Origin of the sequence: Streptomyces sp. NPDC056161, from assembly GCF_042268025.1 — a bacterium.
GTDB lineage: Bacteria > Actinomycetota > Actinomycetes > Streptomycetales > Streptomycetaceae > Streptomyces.
Genome location: NZ_JBHJUV010000015.1, coordinates 103894 through 119131, shown reverse-complemented (window position 1 = coordinate 119131; position 15238 = coordinate 103894). Strand labels below are relative to the sequence as shown.

Here is a 15238-nt window from a genome sequence, read left to right as displayed (position 1 = left end):
CGGACACGGCCGCTGCCGGGGCAGTGGACACGGCCGGGCGGATGCGGTCGATCTCGGCTCTCAGCCGGCGCCGCGCCCGGTGCAGGCGCATCGCGGCGGCCCGGGTGCCACAGCCGAGGGCGACGGCGATCTCGTCGACACCGAGTTCCTCCCATGCCGTCAGGCGCAGCACTTCCTGGTCGGCCGGGGAGAGCCGGGCCAGTGCCTCGTGCACCCAGGCGCCCGGAGTCTCCGTGTCGGGGCTCTCGACGATGTGCCGCCGGTGGGCGGTGTCCTCGTTGCCGAGCCGGTCGACCAGCCGCCGTCGGCGTCCCCAGCCGCGCACCGTGTTCGCAAGGCAGTTGCGTGCCACCCCGTACAGCCAGGGCAGCGGCACGGACGGCAGTTCGGCCCGGCGGCGCCAGGCCACCGTGAACACCTCCGCCACCACTTCCTCCACCGCGTCGCCCCGATCTGCCAGTCGCCGCGCGACATAGCGGGTGACCGCCCAGTAGTGCTCGCGATAGGCAGCGGCGAAGATCTCGTCGTTGCTCATGCCCGCTTGGTGTCCGGCGGCGGCCGGATCGTCACACCCCTTCGTCGTGATTCTCGTCGCGTCCTTCGAGTGTGACGTGCGGGGTCCGCGCGGACACAGGCAGGGCGTGACAAGCATCGACCTCAGGATCCTCGACCGCAGGATCGTCAGGTGGCTGACGACCACCGACCACAAGACGATCGGCACGCTGTATCTCGCGACGTCGTTCGCGTTCTTCCTGATCGGCGGCGTGATGGCGCTGCTCATGCGTGCCGAGCTGGCCCGGCCGGGTCTGCAGATCATGTCGAACGAGCAGTTCAACCAGGCGTTCACGATGCACGGCACGATCATGCTGCTGATGTTCGCGACGCCGCTGTTCGCCGGTTTCGCGAACTGGATCATGCCGTTGCAGATCGGCGCGCCGGACGTGGCCTTCCCCCGGCTGAACATGTTCGCCTACTGGCTGTACCTGCTCGGCTCGCTCATCGCGGCGGGCGGTTTCCTCACGCCGCAGGGCGCGGCGGACTTCGGCTGGTTCGCCTACTCGCCGCTCTCGGACGCGATCCGTTCGCCGGGTGTCGGCGCCGACATGTGGATCATGGGTCTGGCGCTGTCCGGCTTCGGCACCATCCTCGGCTCGGTCAACTTCATCACCACGATCATCTGCATGCGCGCCCCGGGCATGACCATGTTCCGGATGCCGATCTTCGTGTGGAACGTGCTGCTGACCGGTGTCCTGGTCCTGCTCGCCTTCCCGGTGCTGGCCGCCGCGCTGCTCGCCCTGGAGGCGGACCGCAAGTTCGGCGCCCACGTCTTCGACGCCGCCAACGGCGGGGCCCTGCTGTGGCAACACCTCTTCTGGTTCTTCGGCCATCCGGAGGTGTACATCATCGCCTTGCCGTTCTTCGGCATCATCTCCGAGGTCATCCCGGTCTTCTCCCGGAAACCGATGTTCGGCTACATGGGCCTGATCGGCGCGACCATCTCCATCGCCGGCCTGTCCGTGACGGTGTGGGCCCACCACATGTACGTCACCGGCGGTGTGCTCCTGCCGTTCTTCTCCTTCATGACCTTCCTCATCGCCGTACCGACAGGTGTGAAGTTCTTCAACTGGATCGGCACCATGTGGAAGGGCTCACTGTCCTTCGAGACACCCATGCTCTGGGTCATGGGTTTTCTGGTGACGTTCGCCTTCGGCGGCCTGACCGGCGTCATGCTCGCCTCTCCCCCGATCGACTTCCACGTCTCCGACTCGTACTTCGTGGTGGCCCACTTCCACTACGTCGTCTTCGGCACCGTGGTCTTCGCGATGTTCGCCGGCTTCCACTTCTGGTGGCCCAAGTTCACCGGCAGGATGCTGGACGAACGCCTCGGCAAGATCACCTTCTGGACGCTGTTCACCGGCTTCCACGGCACCTTCCTGGTCCAGCACTGGCTGGGCGCGGAGGGCATGCAGCGACGGATCCCGGACTATCTGGCGGTGGAGGGCTTCGCCACCCTGAACACGGTCTCGACGATCTCCTCGTTCCTGCTCGGCCTGTCGATCCTGCCGTTCCTCTACAACGTCTGGAAGACCGCCAAGTACGGCAAGAAGGTCGAGGTCGACGACCCGTGGGGCTACGGCCGCTCGCTGGAGTGGGCCACCTCCTGCCCGCCGCCGCGGCACAACTTCCTCACCCTGCCGCGGATCCGCAGCGAATCCCCGGCATTCGACCTGCACCACGCGGAGGTGTCCCGCGCCGAGGAGCGGGAGCTGACCGCGCCGTGACCAGGAGGGACGACGGGGCGCGGGAGGCGCGGGCGCTGGTCCAGGAGGTCGAGGGCCATCTGCTGCTGGCCGCCGCCCGCGAGGAGGGCCGGACGGCCGCGGCCCGGCTCACCGGCCGGCTCGGCTGGCTGACCGACCGGCAACGCGAGGATGTGGAGCGGCAGTTCGAGGCCGAGTACCTGGGCCTGGCGCGCGCCTCCTGGCGGCGCACGGCGGAGCGCGCCGAGGAACTGCGCCGCACCTACGAGACCCAGTACCGGGCGCTGCGGCACCAACTGGTGGCCTGCTTCCTGCTGGGCTGCGCCGTGTTGGCGGCCGCGGGGCTGCTGGCGCTGTCGGCGGCCCGATGACGGTCCGGCGGCGACTGTCGGCGGCCCGGTGACGGTCCGGCGGGCGTCCCCGGCGGTCCCATGACGCTCCGGCCGCGTGGACGGGCGGAACCGGATCCGTACCGGCCGGAAGTGGCCGCCGTGTCGGGCCCCGCGGGCCGCGGCGCCGTCATACTGGCGGTCGTGCAGGTTGCGATCATGACGGCGGGATCCCGGGGCGACGTCGCCCCGTACACCGGGCTCGGCCAGGGCCTGTGCCGCGCCGGGCACGAGGTCACTCTGGTCACCCATGCCCGCTTCGAGTACCTGGTGGCGGGCTCCGGGGTCGCCTTCCGGCCGCTTCCGGTCGATCCGCGGGCCGAGTTGGAGTCCGTGCGCGGGCGGGGACTGCACCGCAGCGCCAGCGGTGTGGGCAAGCTGGTGCGGGTGGCCGAGATGGCGCGGCGGCTCGTCGGCCGGATGACGGACGACCTGGTGGCCGCCGCCCGCGGGAGCGATGTGCTGCTGCTGTCCGGCGCGGTGGCGCCGCTCGGGCACGCCATCGCGGACGGGCTGTCCCTGCCCAGCATGGGCGTCTACCTCCAACCGCTCACACCCACCCGGGAGTTCGCGCCCCCGGTGCTGGGCGGCGGGTCCTGGGGAGGAGCGGGCAACCGGTTCGCCGGGCACGGGGTGAGCCTGGCCGTGGAGCAGATCTTCGCGGCGGCTGTGCCGGAGGTGCGGGCGCGGCTGGGTGCGCCGCCGAAACGGCTCGGCACCGCCCGGCGGGCACGTGCGCGCGGCTGGACCATACAGCACGGTTTCAGCCCGCTGGTCGTCCCGCGGCCCCGGGACTGGCGGGCGGGTCTGGACGTGTGCGGCTACTGGTGGCCGTACGACGCCGCGGCCGGACTCCCCCGCGACGTGCGGGACTTCCTGGACGCGGGGCCCGCTCCGGTCTTCGTCGGCCTGGGCAGCGCCACCGTGCCCGACGCCGGGCGGCTGAGCGAGCAGGTCGTGACGGCGCTGCGGCGGGCCGGGCTGCGCGGGGTGGTGCAGCAGGGCTGGGGCGGGCTCGCGGCGGACGGCGACGACATGCTGACCATCGGCGAGGCGGCGCACTCCGCGCTGTTCCCGCGGATGGCCGCCGTGGTCCACCACGCGGGCGCGGGCACGACCGCCGCCGGGCTGCGTGCCGGGGTGCCGGCCGTTCCGGTCCCGATCCAGTTCGACGAGAGTTTCTGGTCCGCCCGTCTGGTCGACCTGGGCGTGGCGCCGGCCGCGGTACCGCTGCGCGGTCTGACCACGGACACCCTGTCGGCCGCCCTCGTCCGCGCGACCCGCGAGCCCGCGTTCGCCGACCGCGCGCGGCAGTTGGGCGCCCGGATCCGCGCGGAGGACGGCGTGGCACCGGTCCTGGCGGCCCTTGACCGACTGGCCGAATAGCCCGCGCGCGGCGGCTGCCCGTGCCTCGGCGCAGCTCAGCCCGACCCAGCGGGTGCGGCGCGCGAGACGCGGCCGGTCGGTGCCCCGAGCCCGCCCGCCACGGGCCCTCCTCCGCCCGCCGTACCCTCCGTACCGGCCATTTTTGTCGTGTACGCGCTCTTGTGGCGAAGCCGACCCCACCTTACTTTTCAGTAAGTTGGTCGAGAACGCGCCTGTGTTCAGATGCTCCGCCCTGTCAGGGCCCGTACCCCCACGCCCCCGTCCAGAGGAGAGCAGCCATGCCTGCCTTCACCACCAGGCACCTTTGCTCCGTGGCCGCCGCGCTCGTCCTGACCGTCACCGCTCCCGCCACCGCCGCCACCGCCGTGTCCGACGCCGCGGCCCTGCGCGAGGTGCTGTTCGTGGGCAACAACTGGGACGGCACCGCCGACGTCATCGGCTCCGGCGGCGACTACGCGAAGGTCGGCCGGATCGACGTCATCCCCGACAAGGACCAGCGGATGGCGGAGATCAACGCCGATCCGATCAAGTGGATCTACTTCATGGCCATCCGCGACAGCGTCGGCGAGGGACACGACCAGTTCGTGGACGACATGTACTCCACCCCGGACGGGAAGTCGGTCGTGGTGTCGCGGCCGAGCTTCGCCGACGTGGTCTCGATCGACCTGGCCACCGGCGTGGTCAACTGGCGTTTCCCGGTGAGCGGTTACCGCGCGGACCACATGGCCGTCTCCCCCGACGGCACCCGGGTCGCGGTGTCCGCCTCGACCGCCAACAGGGTGCACGTGCTGGACATCGCCACCGGCAGGCAACTCGGTTCCTTCGGCACCGGCGACAAGCCGCACGAGAACATCTTCACCAAGGACGGCAAGTACATCTGGAACATGTCCATCGGGGACGTCAACACCGACCTCGACGACCCGTTCTGGGACTGGACGAAGGGCGACCGGCACCTCACGGTCGTCGACGCGACGACCTTCCGGCAGGTCAAGGTCATCGACATGCGGGAGCGGCTCGACGCGATCGGCCTGACCGACTTCTCGGACGCGGTGCGCCCCGCGGTCTTCTCCCCGGACGAGTCCAGACTGTACTTCCAGGTCTCGTTCTTCAACGGCTTCCTGGAGTACGACATCGCCGCGGACCGGATCACCCGGGTGAAGACGCTGCCGGAGAACCCGGCGACCAGCACGGACCGCACCACGTGGGTCAACGACTCGCGCCATCACGGCATGTCGATGAGTCCGGACGGTACGAAGCTGTGCGTCGCGGGCACCATGGACGACTACGCCACGGTCGTCGACCGCGCCACCCTCCAGGAAGGCCCGCTGGTCGGCACGTCCAAACCGTACTGGGCCACGGTCAGCGGCGACGGCAAGGACTGCGTGGTCTCCGAGAGCGGCGCCGACCAGGTCACCGCGATCGACTTCGCGACCGGGCGGAAGGTCGCGACGGTCGCGGTCGGCGACCATCCGCAGCGGGTCCGGCTGGGGCACGTCCAGGCCGACTGGACCGGCCCGGCGGGAGGCTGACGGACTGACCGGACCCGCCCTGACCTGACGGACTGACCGGAGCCGCCCTGACCCGACGGACTGTCGTGACCGGTCGCCGGACCGTGTCCGGCCGCCGTGGGCCGGTGCGGACGGTGTCCGTCCGGCCGCCGTCGGCGCCGGTCAGGTGCCGAGCCGGTTCGTCGCGTTCAGCAGGTACTCCCTCCGGTTCAGCGGATTGCGGTCGGTGCGCGCCCGCTCCGGGACGGTCCCGCGGGTCACCGGTGCGTAGTGGTCGAAGGCGCTCTCCCACTCGCCCTCGCCCCGGGTCAGGCCGGGCAGCCGCTGCCCGAGACCGTGCACCCGGGCGGCGGGCACCGCACCTTCCAGCACGCACCCGGTGCCGTGCGTCGCGGTGGTCTGCGGCACCGCCGACAGGCGCGCGAGCACCGGCAGCAGGGTGCCGAGGGTGTCCGCCGGCGCCTCGATGCGGAAGCGGTGCATCGGTTCGTACACCCGGGTGCCCGCCCGCCGCAGCGCCTCGACCAGGACGAGCGGGGTCAGTCCGCGGAAGTCGGCCCCGGTGCTCGACATGCTCTTGTCGAAGCCCTGGTGGGCGTGGCTCTGCCGGGGCGAGTACCCGGAGTGGGTCACGGTCACCGTGCAGTCGGTGACCTGCCAGCCGTGCAGCCCCTGCCCGAGCGTCTCGCGCACCGTGTCCTCGACGGCCTTGAAGAAGGCGTACGGCATCGAGCCGAGTTCCACCTCCAGCCGGAAACCGGTGCCTGAGCCGGCCGGGGCCGGGTCGACGCGGAGTCCGACGGTCGCCAGGAACGGGTTCTGGTCCTTCTTGTTGAACTCCACGGCCGCTCCGCTGCCGAGCGGACGCTCGACGCAGAGGGTCGTCGTCCTGCGGAAGGTGACGTCGAGGCCGTACTCGTCGGCGAGGGTCGCCTGGACGACCTCCTTCTGCACCTCCCCGTAGAGGGAGACGGAGGTCTCCTGCCGCAGCTCGTCGTGCCGGACGCCGATCAGCGGGTCCTGCTCGGCGAGCTGGGTGAGCGCGATGTGCAGCGAGCGCCGCTCCACGTGCGGGCCCGGGACGACGACACTCTCCAGGGTCGGCGGCGCGAAGTGGTGCCGACCGGCCCGGCGCGGTACTTGCCCCCGCGCGGGCGCACCGTCGCGCGGGCGCCCGCCGGGCCCCTCCGCGCCGGGGAGCCGGTGGGCCGGGTTCCTGCCGGGGAGCCCGTCGGCCGGATCCGCGCGAGGGGGTCCGGCCGTCCCGCCCGCGCGGGGGCACGCCTCGATCGTGTCCCCGATCCTGATGCCGCCGAGACCCCACAGCTTGCCGATCCGGCCCGCGCCGACGCTCTCCGCCCGGGTGTCGGTGCCACGGTCGAAGACGTGCACCGCGGTGACTTTCCCTTCCTGCCGGCCTGCGTCCTGCCGGTCTCCGTCCCGCCCGCGCCCCTGCCTCAGGTCCCTCGGGTCCCCTTCGCGCGGGTCTCCTTCCCACGGGTCCCCGTACCGGATCCGGTCGCGGGTGCGCAGGGTGCCGGAGAAGATCCGCGCGTAGGCGGCCTTCTCCCCCGCCGGGCCCCGGTCGATCTTGAACACCGTGGCCGCCAGCGGGCCGTCGGGATCGCCCGCGGCGGCGGGCAGCAGGTCCTCGACGCCGGCGATCAGGTCGGCCACGCCCGCGCCGGTGACGGCCGAGCCGAAGAAGACCGGGTGGACACGGGCCTGCCCGGTCTGCGCGGCGAGGGCCGCGCGCAGCCGGCGGGGGGTGACGGCGCCCTCGACGTAGGCGGCGATCAGGTCGTCGTCCTGGTCGGCGAGCACGTCGAGCGCACCGGCGCCGAGTCCGGGCACGAAGCGGGCAGCGGGGGTGCCGAGCGCGGCGGCGGTGCCCATCGGCACCAGCGACGGGGTGAGCCGGCGGGCCATGGCCCGCAGCACCTCCCCCGCCTGCGCCCCACGTCGGTCGATCTTGTTCACGAAGATCAGTGTGGGGATCCGCAGTCGGCGCAGGGTCCGCATCAGCACACGGGTCTGGGCCTGGACGCCCTCGACGGCCGAGACGACCAGCACGGCGCCGTCGAGCACACCGAGGGCCCGTTCCACCTCGGCGATGAAGTCCGGGTGGCCGGGTGTGTCGATGAGGTTGACGGTGACGCCGTCGAGCGGGAAGGAGACGACGGCGGACCTGATGGTGATGCCGCGCTGCCGCTCCAGCGCGAGGGTGTCGGTCCGCGTGCTGCCCGCGTCGACGCTGCCGACCTCGTCGATCACTCCGGCGGAGTGCAGCAGCCGCTCCGTCAGGCTGGTCTTACCGGCGTCTACGTGCGCGAGGATTCCGAGATTGAGCAGATGCACTGAGCGTGATGTCCTTCGGCATGGGTGGGATTCCTTCCTGGGTGGACATGCACGCAGTTCGCATCTCGGGTCCTCTCCGTATGCCGGTCGGTCACGCACAGTGCAGCAGGCTCTGGACCCGACGGCAACGGATTAACGCTCGACGACAGCGCGTCACAGCGCTCGCCGTGACCACGCCCCGGCCCTAGAGTGACGTACATCACGTTCGGTCGCCGATACCCCTTTCCTTCAGTCTCCTCCCGTTTCCTCACGCCCGTAACGGCCTGGAGGGCACATGACCCACATCAAGGTGAACGTGGACGGCACGGTCTACGAGGACGACGTGGCACCCCGTCTCCTCCTGGTGCACTACCTGCGCGACCGTCTCGGCCTGACCGGCACCCCGATCGGGTGCGACACCTCGAACTGCGGGGCGTGCACGGTCGACCTGGACGGAGCGACCGTCAAGAGCTGCTCGGTGCTGGCCGTCCAGGCGGACGGCCGCGAGGTGACCACCGTGCAGGGGCTGGCCCGGGACGGAGAGCTGACCGCCTTGCAGCGCGCCTTCCACGAACAGCACGCGCTCCAGTGCGGCTACTGCACCCCGGGCATGATCATGGCGGCGCGCGACCTGCTGCGCGAGAACCCGCGTCCCGAGGCCGACGAGGTGCGCCGCGCCTTGGAGGGCAACCTCTGCCGGTGCACCGGCTACCAGAACATCGTCCGCGCGGTGCTCGCCGCCTCCGGCCGAAAGGCCCCACAGGAGCCCCAGCAGCCCCAGGAGGTCCGGGAGGTCTCGGCATGACCGATCAGGTCACGGCCCGCGAGGTCGGCCGCTCCCGGCTGCGCAAGGAGGACGCGCGGCTGATCACCGGCCAGGCCAACTGGACCGACAACATCCAGGTCACCGGCCTGCTGCACCTCGCCGTGCTGCGCAGCCCGATGGCCCACGCGCGCATCGGACGGATCGACGTCTCGCCCGCGCTCGACCGCCCCGGAGTGGTCGCGGCGTTCAGCGGCGCCGACCTCGCCGACGGGCTCGGCTCGCTGCCCTGTGCCTGGCTGGTGACCGAGGACATCGTGGTGCCCGACCACCCGCCGATCGCCACCGGCGAGGTCCGTTACGCCGGTGACCCGGTCGCCGTGGTGGTGGCCCGCGACCGGTACGCGGCCGCCGACGCCCTGGAGGCGATCGAGGTCGACTACGAGCCGCTGGAGCCGGTCCTCGACCTGGAGGCCGCGCTGGCGGACGACGCGCCGCTGGTCCACGCGGACAAGGGCACCAACCGCAGCTACGTGTGGCCGCTGGCGACCGGCGAGAGCTTCGCCGCGGTCCGTGAGCGTGCCGACGTCGTCCTGCGGCGCCGCTACCACCAGCAGCGCCTCATCCCCAACGCGATGGAGCCCCGCGCGGTCGTCGTCACCCCGCTCGCCGCCTCCGGCGAGTACACGGTCTACTCGACGACGCAGATCCCGCACATCCTGCGGATCATGCTGGCGACGGTCACCGGCGTGCCCGAGCAGAAGCTCCGGGTGATCGCCCCCGACGTGGGCGGCGGCTTCGGCTCCAAGCTCCAGGTGTACGGCGAGGAGGCCGTCGCCCTCGCGGTCGCGCGCCGGCTGGGCCGTCCGGTGAAGTGGACCGAGTCCCGCTCCGAGGGCTACCTGGCGACCCACCACGGCCGCGGCATGATCCAGGACGTCGAGGTGGCGGCCACCCGGGACGGCAGGCTGCTCGGCCTCAAAGTGGACCTGACCGCCGACATGGGCGCGTACCTGATGCTCGTCACACCGGGCATCCCGATCCTCGGCGCCTTCATGTACCCGGCCATCTACAAGATGGACGCCTACGACTTCACCTGCACGGGCGTCTTCACCACCCGGACCCCCACCGACGCCTACCGCGGCGCCGGACGCCCGGAGGCGACGTTCGCCATCGAGCGGACCATGGACGAACTGGCCGCGGAACTCGGCCTGGACCCGGTGGAGCTGCGGCGCCGCAACTGGATCCGGCACGAGGAGTTCCCGTACACCACCATCGCCGGCCTCACCTACGACAGCGGCGACTACGAGGCCGCCACCGACAAGGCGCTCGCCCTGTTCGGCTACGAGGACCTGCGCGCCGAGCAGCGCGAACGCAACGCGCGCGGCGACACCGTACGTCTCGGCATCGGCGTGTCGACCTTCACCGAGATGTGCGGGCTGGCCCCGAGCCGGGTGCTGCGCGACCTCAGGTACGGGGCCGGCGGCTGGGAGGCGGCCAGTATCCGCATGCTGCCCACCGGCAAGGTCGAGGTGGTCACCGGCACCAGCCCGCACGGGCAGGGGCACGAGACCTGCTGGAGCCAGATCGCGGCCGACGTGCTCGGCGTGCCGTTCGAGGACATCGAGGTGGTGCACGGCGACACCCAGTCCTCACCGCAGGGCATGGACACCTACGGTTCACGGTCGCTGGTGGTGGGCGGCGAGGCCGTGCACCGGGCGGCGGTCAAGGTGGTGGAGAAGGCGCGGAAGGTGGCCGCGCACCTGCTGGAGGCGAGCGAGCAGGACCTGGACTTCACGGACGGCGTGTTCTCCGTGAAGGGCTCCCCGGAGGCGCGCAGGACCATCCAGGAGATCGCCTTCGAGACGTTCGCCTCGCACGACCTGCCCGACGGCATGGAACCCACCATCAACGCGGAGTACCTGGTCGACCCGGAGAACTTCTCCTATCCGCACGGCACCCACCTGTGCGCCGTCGAGGTCGACACGGAGACCGGCGCGGTACGCATCCGGTCGTACGTCTGCGTCGACGACGTCGGCCGGGTCGTCAACCCGATGATCGTCGAGGGGCAGGTGCACGGCGGGCTGGCGCAGGGCATCGCGCAGGCGCTGTACGAGGAGGCCGTCTACGACGACGAGGGCAACCTCGTCTCCGGCACCATGGCGGACTACCTGGTGCCGTCCGCGGCCGACCTCCCCGACTTCGTCACCGACCGGACCCAGACACCGGCCGAGGGCACCGCCCTGGGCGTCAAGGGAGTCGGCGAGGCGGGGACCATCGCGTCGACGCCCGCCGTGGTCAACGCGGTCGTGGACGCGCTCCGGCCGCTCGGCGTGCGGGACGTGCGGATGCCCTGCACACCGGAACGGGTCTGGCGGGCCGTCCGCTCCGCCGCCGGGAAGGAGGCCGCAGGATGATTCCCCCCGCGTTCGAGTACACCCGGCCCGAGAGCGTGGACGAGGCACTGCACGCGCTCGCCGAGGCGGGCGACGAGGCGAAGGTGCTGGCCGGCGGGCAGAGCCTGTTGCCGCTGCTGCGGATGCGGCTGGCCTTCCCCGAACTGCTCGTGGACGTCGGCCGGATCCCTCGGCTGCGCGGCGTCCGGGAGGACGGCGACACCCTCGTCATCGGTGCGCTGACCACGCACCACGAGGTCATCCGCGACCCGCTGGTCCGCCGGCACGCGGGACTGCTCGCCGCGGCGACCGAGACCGTGGCCGACCCCGCCGTACGGCACCTGGGCACGCTGGGCGGCTCGCTCGCGCACGCCGACCCGGCCGGTGACCTGCCCGCGGTGGCGCTGGCCCTGGACGCGGAGCTGGTCGCGGCAGGACCGGGCGGGCGCCGCACCGTCCCGGCCCGTGACTTCTTCACGGACTACTTCCAGTCCGCGCTGGCACCCGACGAGCTGCTGGTGGAGGTGCGGCTGCCGAAGACGGACGGCTGGGACTTCCACTACGAGAAGTTCCACCGGGTGGCCCAGGCCTGGGCGATCGTCGGCGTGGCGGCGCTGGTGCGCCGGACGGACGGGCGCATCGCCGAGGCGCGCATCGGGCTCAGCAACATGGGCAGCACCCCGCTGCGGGCGGTGGCCACCGAGCGGGCGCTGGTCGGCGCCGAGGACGCGCGGGCCGTGGCACGGGCCGCCGAGCAGGCCGCCGAGGGCACCCGGCCGGCACAGGACGTCTCGGCCTCGCCCGAGTACCGGGCGCACCTCGCGCGGGTGCTGACCCGGCGGGCGGTGCTGACCGCGACCGGAGCGAGGTGAGCGCCGATCACCCGGATGGACGACCCGGAGCAGGTACGGACCCGCCTGGAGGAGACGGGGTACCTCGTCGACGAGGGACTGGCCGTCACCTGTTTCCTGGCCCTGAGGCTCAACCGGCCGCTGTTCTGCGAGGGCGACGCGGGCGTCGGGAAGACCGCGCTCGCCGCCGCCCTCGCCGAGGCGCTGGACGCGCCGCTGATCCGGTTGCAGTGCCACGAGGGCATCGATGCCACGCAGGCCCTGTACGACTGGGACTTCCCGCGTCAGCTGCTGCACCTGCGGGCCGCCGAGGCGGCCGGGGTCACCGACGCGGAGCGGCTGGAGGGCGAGCTGTACGACCGGAGGTTCCTGATCGCCCGGCCGCTGCTACGGGCCTTGCAGACGTGGCCGTCGGTGCTTCTGGTCGACGAGATCGACCGGGCCGACGACGAGTTCGAGGCGTTCCTGCTGGAGCTGCTGTCCGAGTACTCGGTGACCGTCCCGGAGCTGGGCACGCTGCGCGCCGAGGTGCCGCCGGTCGTCGTGCTGACCTCGAACCGGACCCGGGAGGTGCACGACGCGCTGAAGCGGCGGTGTCTGTACCACTGGTTCGACCACCCCTCCTTCGCCCGTGAACTGGCCATCGTGCGCCGCCGGTTGCCGGAGGTCGCCGAGCGGCTGGCCGAGCAGGTGACCGCCCTGGTGCAGGCGTTGCGGGGCGCGGACCTGCTCAAGCCGCCGGGTGTGGCCGAGACGATCGACTGGGCGCGGGCTCTGGACGCCCTGGGGGCGAGCGAGGTGGACGCGGAGCTGGCGGTGGCCACGCTGGGCTCGGTGCTCAAGTACCGGGAGGACATGGCGCGGGCCCGGTCCCTCGACCTCACGGCGGTACTGGCGGCCCGGGGAGCACGATCGGCATGACGGACACCGGACGCGGGGCGGTCGACGGGTGGCGGGCACCCGGCAGGGGTCGGTGGGCGGACGGGGCGGCGGGGCCGGACGCGGTGCTGCTGGGCTTCGTACGGGCGCTGCGGGCCGCGGGGGTCGACGCGAGCACCGAGCGGCTGTACGCCTTCCTGCGTGCCGTGGACGTGCTGCGGCCCGGCGTGCGGGCGGACGTGCACACGGCGGGCCGGGCGACGCTGTGCGGCGGGCGGGACGACCTGGAGCGGTACGAGCGGGTGTTCGCCGCGTACTTCGGGCCGGCCGGCCCGAACGCCCCGGCGCCGGCCCGAGCCGCCGCGCCGCCCCGGGCGAGGCTCGTCGTCCGGGACGCGCCGCCCGGCGGCCGGGCACCGGGCGAGGGCGAGCCGCCCGGCCCGCCGGTACGGGCCCTCGCCAGCTCCGCCGAGGTGCTGCGGCACCGGGACGTCGCCGGGCTGGACGCCGCCGAACGCGCCCAGCTCAACCGGCTGCTCGCGGCGTTCGCACCGCACGGGCAGACCCGGCTGTCCGCCCGCCGCCGCCCGGCCCGGCGCGGCGCCGTCGATCCGCGGCGGACCGTGCGGGAACTGCTGCGGCGCGGCGGGGAGCCCGCGCTGCTTCGGCGGCACGCGCGCGTGCGGCGGCCGCGCCGGGTGGTGCTGCTCGTCGACGTGAGCGGTTCGATGGCGCCGTACGCCGACGCCCTGCTGCGGTTCGCGCACGCGGCGGCGCGCGGGGCGCCGACGGAGGTGTTCACCGTCGGCACCCGGCTGACCCGGGTGACCCGCGAACTCTCCCACCGCGACCCCGACCTGGCGATGGCGGCCCTCGCGGCGGCCGTGCCGGACTGGCGCGGCGGCACCCGGCTCGGCGATCTGCTGCGCGAGTTCCTGAACCGCTGGGGGCAGCGTGGCATGGCACGCGGCGCGGTCGTCGTGCTGCTCTCGGACGGCTGGGAGCGCGGCGATCCCGCGACGCTCGGGGCCGAGATGCGCCGGCTGCACGCCCTGGCGCACCGGGTGGTCTGGGCCAACCCCCGCAAGGCTCGGCCCGGTTACGCGCCGCTGGCCGGGGGGATGGCGGCGGCCCTGCCCAGCGTGGACGCGTTCGTCGAGGGTCACAGCCTGGCGGCTCTGGAACGGCTGGCGGCCGTGGTGCGCGGCGCCGCGGCCGATCCGGCCGAGGCCACCGGCGGGAGCGTCGCGAAGACCGGCGGAACCGGAGCGGCCGACGAGTCCGGAGCGCTCGGCGGGTCCGGAGCGCTCGGCGAGTCCGGGCGGAGAGGAGCGGGACGTGCGTGAGATCCTTCCGGCGCTGGAGCGCTGGTACGCGGCGGGCGTCCCGTTCGGGCTCGCCGAGGTCGTGGCGGTCAGCCGCAGCGCGCCGCGCGGGCCCGGCGCGGCCATGGCGGTCGGCCCCGGCGACGAGGTCGTGGGCAGTGTGTCCGGGGGCTGTGTGGAGGGCGCGGTCTTCGAGCTGGCGCAGGAGGTCGTGACGAGCGGCGAGGCCCGTCTCGAAACCTTCGGCTACAGCGACGAGGACGCGTTCGCGGTCGGCCTCACCTGCGGCGGCGAGATCACCCTGCTGGTGCGGCCGGTGACGCCGGCGTCCGATCCGGTCTTCGGCGCGGTCGCCGCGTCGGTCGACCGGGGCGAGCCGGTGACCATGGCCACGGTGGTCGACGGGCCCGCGCCGCGCGGCGCCGCGCTGGCCGTGTGGCCGCGCGCGGTGGCCGGCACGCTCGGCACGCTCGGCACGACCGGTCTGGACGCGGCGGTCACCGCGGACGCGCGCGGCGAACTGGCCCTCGGCGCCACCGGGTCACGGCACTACGGGCCGCACGGCGAGCGCCGCGAGGACGCGGTCACCGTGTTCCTGCACTCCTTCGCGCCGCCGCCCCGGATGCTGGTCTTCGGCGCGATCGACTACGCGGCGGCGGTGGCCCGGATCGGCGACTTCCTCGGCTACCGGGTCACCGTGTGCGACGCCCGCCCCGTCTTCGCCACGCCCAAGCGGTTCCCGGCGGGCGCGGAGGTCGTCGTGGACTGGCCGCACCGCTACCTGAGCGGCACCGAGACGGACGGGCGGACGGTGATCTGCGTCCTCACCCACGACCCCAAGTTCGACGTGCCGCTGCTGGAGGAGGCGCTGCGCCGGCCGGCCGCCTACATCGGGGCGATGGGCAGCCGCCGTACCCACGACGAACGCCGGAAACGGCTGACCGAGGCCGGGATCACCGAGGACGAGCTGTCCCGGCTGCGCTCGCCGCTCGGGCTCGACCTCGGGGCCCGTACGCCCGAGGAGGTCGCCGTGTCCGTCGCCGCCGAGATCGTCGCGCTGCGCTGGGGCGGCAGCGGCGTGCCCCTCACCGCGACCGCCGGGGACATCCATCCGGCGGGCGCTTCCTGAGTGCGAGGAGGAAG

Annotated in this window: 11 protein-coding genes and 1 pseudogene; 10 read left to right on the top strand and 2 right to left on the bottom strand. The window is 73.0% G+C overall.

The window, feature by feature from the left end; genetic code table 11:
* Positions 1 to 25: 25 nt before the first annotated feature.
* Positions 26 to 535 (bottom strand): annotated as a pseudogene (locus tag ACFC09_RS16435) (RNA polymerase sigma factor); the annotation flags it as partial.
* On the opposite strand from ACFC09_RS16435, the gene ctaD reads away from it, so the two are divergent.
* From ctaD to ACFC09_RS16415, 4 genes are all read left to right on the top strand, one after another.
* Entirely contained in the window at positions 534 to 2282 is a 1749-nt protein-coding gene (gene ctaD, locus ACFC09_RS16430; protein ID WP_376528270.1) for a cytochrome c oxidase subunit I, read from the top strand. The pseudogene ACFC09_RS16435 and the gene ctaD sit on opposite strands and share 2 nt — an antisense overlap.
* A complete protein-coding gene (locus ACFC09_RS16425; protein ID WP_376528267.1) occupies positions 2279 to 2632 on the top strand; it encodes a hypothetical protein in 354 nt (117 codons plus the stop codon). Before ctaD ends, ACFC09_RS16425 begins: the two co-directional genes overlap by 4 nt.
* 177 nt (positions 2633 to 2809) lie before the next feature.
* A complete protein-coding gene (locus ACFC09_RS16420; RefSeq protein ID WP_376528428.1) occupies positions 2810 to 4036 on the top strand; it encodes a glycosyltransferase in 1227 nt (408 codons plus the stop codon).
* Positions 4037 to 4314: 278 nt separating this feature from the next.
* Positions 4315 to 5565 (top strand): YncE family protein, encoded by a 1251-nt coding sequence (locus tag ACFC09_RS16415; protein ID WP_376528265.1) that lies wholly within the window; start codon positions 4315 to 4317, stop codon positions 5563 to 5565.
* 141 nt (positions 5566 to 5706) lie between these two features.
* Here the strand turns inward: ACFC09_RS16415 and ACFC09_RS16410 are convergent, their stop codons facing one another.
* Positions 5707 to 7902, bottom strand: a complete 2196-nt coding sequence (locus ACFC09_RS16410; RefSeq protein WP_376528263.1) for a GTP-binding protein — start codon at positions 7900 to 7902, stop codon at positions 5707 to 5709.
* 274 nt (positions 7903 to 8176) lie between these two features.
* Here ACFC09_RS16410 and ACFC09_RS16405 point away from each other — a divergent pair, with 274 nt between their 5' ends.
* The 6 genes from ACFC09_RS16405 to ACFC09_RS16380 are packed head-to-tail and all read left to right on the top strand — an operon-like array spanning position 8177 to position 15224.
* Positions 8177 to 8686 carry a (2Fe-2S)-binding protein gene (locus ACFC09_RS16405; RefSeq protein WP_376528260.1) on the top strand — a complete coding sequence of 170 codons (510 nt, stop codon included), beginning with the start codon at positions 8177 to 8179 and terminating at the stop codon, positions 8684 to 8686.
* Positions 8683 to 11061: a xanthine dehydrogenase family protein molybdopterin-binding subunit gene (locus ACFC09_RS16400; protein ID WP_376528258.1), complete on the top strand. Its 2379-nt coding sequence runs from the start codon at positions 8683 to 8685 to the stop codon at positions 11059 to 11061. Before ACFC09_RS16405 ends, ACFC09_RS16400 begins: the two co-directional genes overlap by 4 nt.
* Positions 11058 to 11912, top strand: a complete 855-nt coding sequence (locus ACFC09_RS16395) for an FAD binding domain-containing protein (protein WP_376528255.1) — start codon at positions 11058 to 11060, stop codon at positions 11910 to 11912. The genes ACFC09_RS16400 and ACFC09_RS16395 overlap by 4 nt, the downstream gene beginning before the upstream one ends.
* A 15-nt stretch (positions 11913 to 11927) precedes the next feature.
* Positions 11928 to 12812 (top strand): AAA family ATPase, encoded by an 885-nt coding sequence (locus tag ACFC09_RS16390; protein WP_376528253.1) that lies wholly within the window; start codon positions 11928 to 11930, stop codon positions 12810 to 12812.
* Positions 12809 to 14116: a VWA domain-containing protein gene (locus tag ACFC09_RS16385; RefSeq protein ID WP_376528250.1), complete on the top strand. Its 1308-nt coding sequence runs from the start codon at positions 12809 to 12811 to the stop codon at positions 14114 to 14116. Before ACFC09_RS16390 ends, ACFC09_RS16385 begins: the two co-directional genes overlap by 4 nt.
* Positions 14109 to 15224, top strand: coding sequence for an XdhC family protein (locus ACFC09_RS16380; protein ID WP_376528246.1), 1116 nt, complete (start codon positions 14109 to 14111; stop codon positions 15222 to 15224). The genes ACFC09_RS16385 and ACFC09_RS16380 overlap by 8 nt, the downstream gene beginning before the upstream one ends.
* Positions 15225 to 15238 lie beyond the last annotated feature (14 nt).